Source organism: Mesorhizobium sp. M6A.T.Ce.TU.002.03.1.1 (assembly GCF_003997275.1).
Taxonomy (GTDB): domain Bacteria; phylum Pseudomonadota; class Alphaproteobacteria; order Rhizobiales; family Rhizobiaceae; genus Mesorhizobium; species Mesorhizobium mediterraneum.
On the sequence record NZ_RZTI01000244.1, the window covers coordinates 1 to 3,620 of the forward strand.

Genomic DNA, 3,620 nt, shown 5'->3' on the forward strand with positions numbered 1-3,620 from the left:
CTGTTGACCGAGATCACGCTCACCGAGGCCTTGCTGAAGGGTCGGCAGGCGAGGAAATAGCCGGCACTTCGCCTTGCTGCCGCAATCCGGCCAGCAAATTTCGCGCCTCAAACGTGGCGGGGCGGAAGCAACTGTGTTAATGGCGCGGCAGACCCCCGGACGACAAGGATCTCAAGCATGGCAACAGCAGCGGCAGTGTCGAACAAATTCGAATCCTTCTTCGAAACCACGCTTGCCGATGCCGATCCGGAGATTTTCGGCGCGATCCGCAACGAGCTCGGCCGCCAGCGCCACGAGATCGAGCTGATCGCATCGGAAAACATCGTCTCCCGCGCCGTGCTGGAAGCGCAAGGGTCGATCATGACCAACAAATATGCCGAGGGCTATCCGGGCAAGCGCTACTATGGCGGCTGCCAGTTCGTCGACGTGGCCGAGGAACTGGCCATCGAGCGCGCCAAAAAACTCTTCGGCTGCAACTTCGCCAACGTCCAGCCGAATTCCGGCAGCCAGATGAACCAAGCGGTGTTCCTGGCGCTGCTGCAGCCCGGCGACACCTTCATGGGCCTCGATCTCAATTCCGGTGGCCACCTGACGCACGGTTCGCCGGTCAACATGAGCGGCAAATGGTTCAAGGTCGTTTCCTACGGCGTGCGCAGGGACGACCATCTGCTCGACATGGATGCGATCGAGAAGACCGCCCACGAGACCAAGCCGAAGCTGATCCTGGCCGGCGGCACCGCCTATTCACGCGTCTGGGACTGGAAGCGTTTTCGCGAGATCGCCGACTCGATCGGTGCCTATCTGATGGTCGACATGGCCCATATTGCCGGCCTGGTCGCCGGCGGCGTGCATCCGTCGCCGCTGCCATACGCCCATGTGGTGACCACAACCACGCACAAGTCGCTGCGTGGCCCACGCGGCGGCATGATCCTGTGCAATGACGAAGACATCGCCAAGAAGATGAATTCGGCCGTGTTTCCGGGCCTGCAGGGTGGCCCGCTGATGCATGTCATCGCCGCCAAGGCGGTGGCCTTCGGCGAAGCGTTGAAGCCAAGCTTCAAACTCTATGCCGAGAGCGTTGCCGCCAATGCCAAGGCGCTCGCCTCCAGCCTGCAGGAAACCGGTCTCGACATCGTCTCCGGCGGCACCGACAACCATCTGATGCTGGTCGACCTGCGTCCCAAGAACGCCACCGGCAAGCGTGCCGAGGCAGCGCTTGGCCGCGCCAACATCACCTGCAACAAGAACGGCATTCCTTTCGATCCCGAAAAGCCGTTCGTCACCTCGGGTGTGCGGCTCGGCACGCCGGCTGGCACCACACGTGGTTTCGGCCAGGCCGAGTTCCGCGAGATCGGCAAGCTGATCGCCGAGGTGCTGGACGGGCTCAAGGCTGCGAATTCCGACGAAGGCAATGCAGCCGTCGAGGCCGCGGTGAAGGCGAAAGTCGCCGCGCTGACCGATCGGTTTCCGCTCTATCCCTATCTCGGTTGAGCTCACGCAAGGTGCCATCTCTTATCGGCCGTAGGAGAAGCACTGTTTTAGCGGCGACGGAGTCCGGACAGGAGTCTTGACGATGATGCAGATTTTCCGTGTCGCTGGTTTTGGCGCGCTTGGCGTGTTGGCCACATTGACCACCTTGCCGCTGCCGGCCGCCTTGGCACAGTCTGCGCAAACCCCAACTGCACCTAAGACGGAAACCTTCGGCAAGTGGTCCACCACCGTGGACGAGATCGATACCGGTGAGGATCTGCGCAAAACCTGCGTCGCCTCGACCGCCTTTCTCGACGCGAGCGGTACCAGCGGCACCCTCACGCTCGCCATCTCAAACGGTGATGCACTGCCGCCCGATGGCTATCCGACCCTCGTCATCGCGATGAGGAACAAGGACTTGCCGACTGGCGAGAACATTCCAGCGGTGTTCGGCGACAGCAACGGCAAGATCAAGGCGACCGTCAATGCCCTTACCGGCGGGAAATGGATGGTGAACAACAAGACCGAGACCAGCCTGGCGCTGCTGCGTGCCATGCGCCGCGCCGGCGCGCTCGACGTCACTTTCGCCGACACGCCGGTCGCGACGGTATCGATGGACGGCTTCACCAAGGCCTATCGCAGCCTCGGCGCGTCATGTGGGTTCTCGACCGGTGACGTCGCGCCGTAGTCGACCGGTATTGCCGTCGGGCTGGCAATTTTGCTTGCGCCTCGCTATTTCAGAGGCTCGGGATCGTCGATACTTTGCCATCGCGGCAAAAACCTCTAAGCCTTTCGCTCCACGAGAATCGCGAACACAAGGCTCTCCATGCGCTGTCCCTACTGCCAGTCCGAAGATACGCAGGTGAAGGATTCGCGCCCCGCCGAAGATGGCGCGGCGATCCGCAGGCGGCGCGTCTGCCCTGATTGCGGCGGTCGCTTCACCACCTTCGAGCGCGTGCAGTTGCGCGACCTCGTGGTGGTGAAGAAGTCCGGACGCAAGGTGCCGTTCGACCGAGACAAGCTGCTGCGCTCGGTCGAGATCGCGGTGCGCAAGCGCAATGTCGATCCCGAGCGCATCGACCGCGCGGTGACCGGCATCGTGCGCCAGCTCGAAAGCTCGGGCGAGACCGAGGTCGCCTCGGGCGAGGTCGGCCGCCTGGTGATGGAAGCGCTGAAGTCGCTCGACGACGTCGCCTATGTGCGCTTCGCCTCAGTCTACCGCAACTTCCGCGAGGCCAAGGATTTCCACGATGTGCTGGGCGAACTGAAGGGCGACGAGCTCAAGGAAGAGGACGCCGGCTGAGCATGGCAAGGCCCGGGCGCACTCAAGCCGAACAAGAGGTTCTTGATCGCCGCTTCATGGCGGCGGCACTCAGGCTGTCGCGGAAAAACGCCGGGCGGACCTCGACCAACCCTTCGGTCGGCACGCTGATCGTGCGCGACGACGGTACCGGGCCGATGATCGTCGGCACCGGTGTCACTGCTGTCGGTGGCCGGCCGCATGCCGAAACGGAAGCGCTGGCCGAGGCCGGCGAACTGGCCCGCGGTGCCACCGCCTATGTCACCCTGGAGCCTTGCGCCCATCACGGCAGCACGCCGCCTTGCGCCAATGCGCTGGTCAATGCCGGCGTCGCGCGGGTGGTGGGCGCTGCGAGCGACCCAGATCCACGCGTGTCCGGCAAGGGCTATGCGATCCTGCGTGCCGCCGGCGTCGAAGTGGTCGAAAAGGTGCTCGCGGCCGAGGCCGCCGAGCAGATGGCCGGCTACCTGATTCGATCTCTCAAGAAGCGCCCGGAAGTGATTCTGAAACTTGCACTTTCCAGCGACGGCGAGATTGGCATGGAAGGCCAGGGGCAAGTCTCGATCACCGGCGACATCGCCCGGCGCGAAGTCTATCTGATGCGGGCCGAAGCTGACGGCATATTGGTCGGCATCGGCACGGCGCTGGAGGACGACCCGGCGCTGACGGTGCGGCTGCCGGGGCTGGAAAACCGTTCGCCGGCGCGCATCGTGCTCGACCGCCAGATCAGGCTGCCGGAAACGTCGAAGCTGGTCGCCGGCGTCGACCGGGTTCCGCTCTATGTCGCCGCTTGGGCCGAAGCCGATCAGCAGCGGCGGGGCGCGCTCGGACGCGCCGGCGTGCGAGTAAT

Annotated in this window: 4 protein-coding genes; all 4 read left to right on the forward strand. The window is 64.0% G+C overall.

Annotated elements, in window-relative coordinates:
• The first annotated feature begins 177 nt into the window (after positions 1–177).
• Entirely contained in the window at positions 178–1,491 is a 1,314-nt protein-coding gene (glyA, locus tag EOC93_RS32945; RefSeq protein WP_029353390.1) for a serine hydroxymethyltransferase, read from the forward strand.
• Positions 1,492–1,576: 85 nt separating this feature from the next.
• Positions 1,577–2,158 carry a hypothetical protein gene (locus EOC93_RS32950; protein ID WP_127206702.1) on the forward strand — a complete coding sequence of 194 codons (582 nt, stop codon included), beginning with the start codon at positions 1,577–1,579 and terminating at the stop codon, positions 2,156–2,158.
• 138 nt (positions 2,159–2,296) lie between these two features.
• Positions 2,297–2,773, forward strand: coding sequence for a transcriptional regulator NrdR (gene nrdR / locus EOC93_RS32955; RefSeq protein WP_023798407.1), 477 nt, complete (start codon positions 2,297–2,299; stop codon positions 2,771–2,773).
• 2 nt (positions 2,774–2,775) lie between these two features.
• On the forward strand, positions 2,776–3,620 hold an 845-nt coding region (ribD, locus tag EOC93_RS32960), incomplete at its 3' end, for a bifunctional diaminohydroxyphosphoribosylaminopyrimidine deaminase/5-amino-6-(5-phosphoribosylamino)uracil reductase RibD (protein ID WP_127206701.1).

Coding starts and splice junctions, on each gene's coding strand:
- glyA (WP_029353390.1), top strand. CDS start 178: ATGGCAACAGCAGCGGCAGTGTCGAACAAATTCGAATCCTTCTTCGAA.
- EOC93_RS32950 (WP_127206702.1), top strand. CDS start 1,577: ATGCAGATTTTCCGTGTCGCTGGTTTTGGCGCGCTTGGCGTGTTGGCC.
- nrdR (WP_023798407.1), top strand. CDS start 2,297: ATGCGCTGTCCCTACTGCCAGTCCGAAGATACGCAGGTGAAGGATTCG.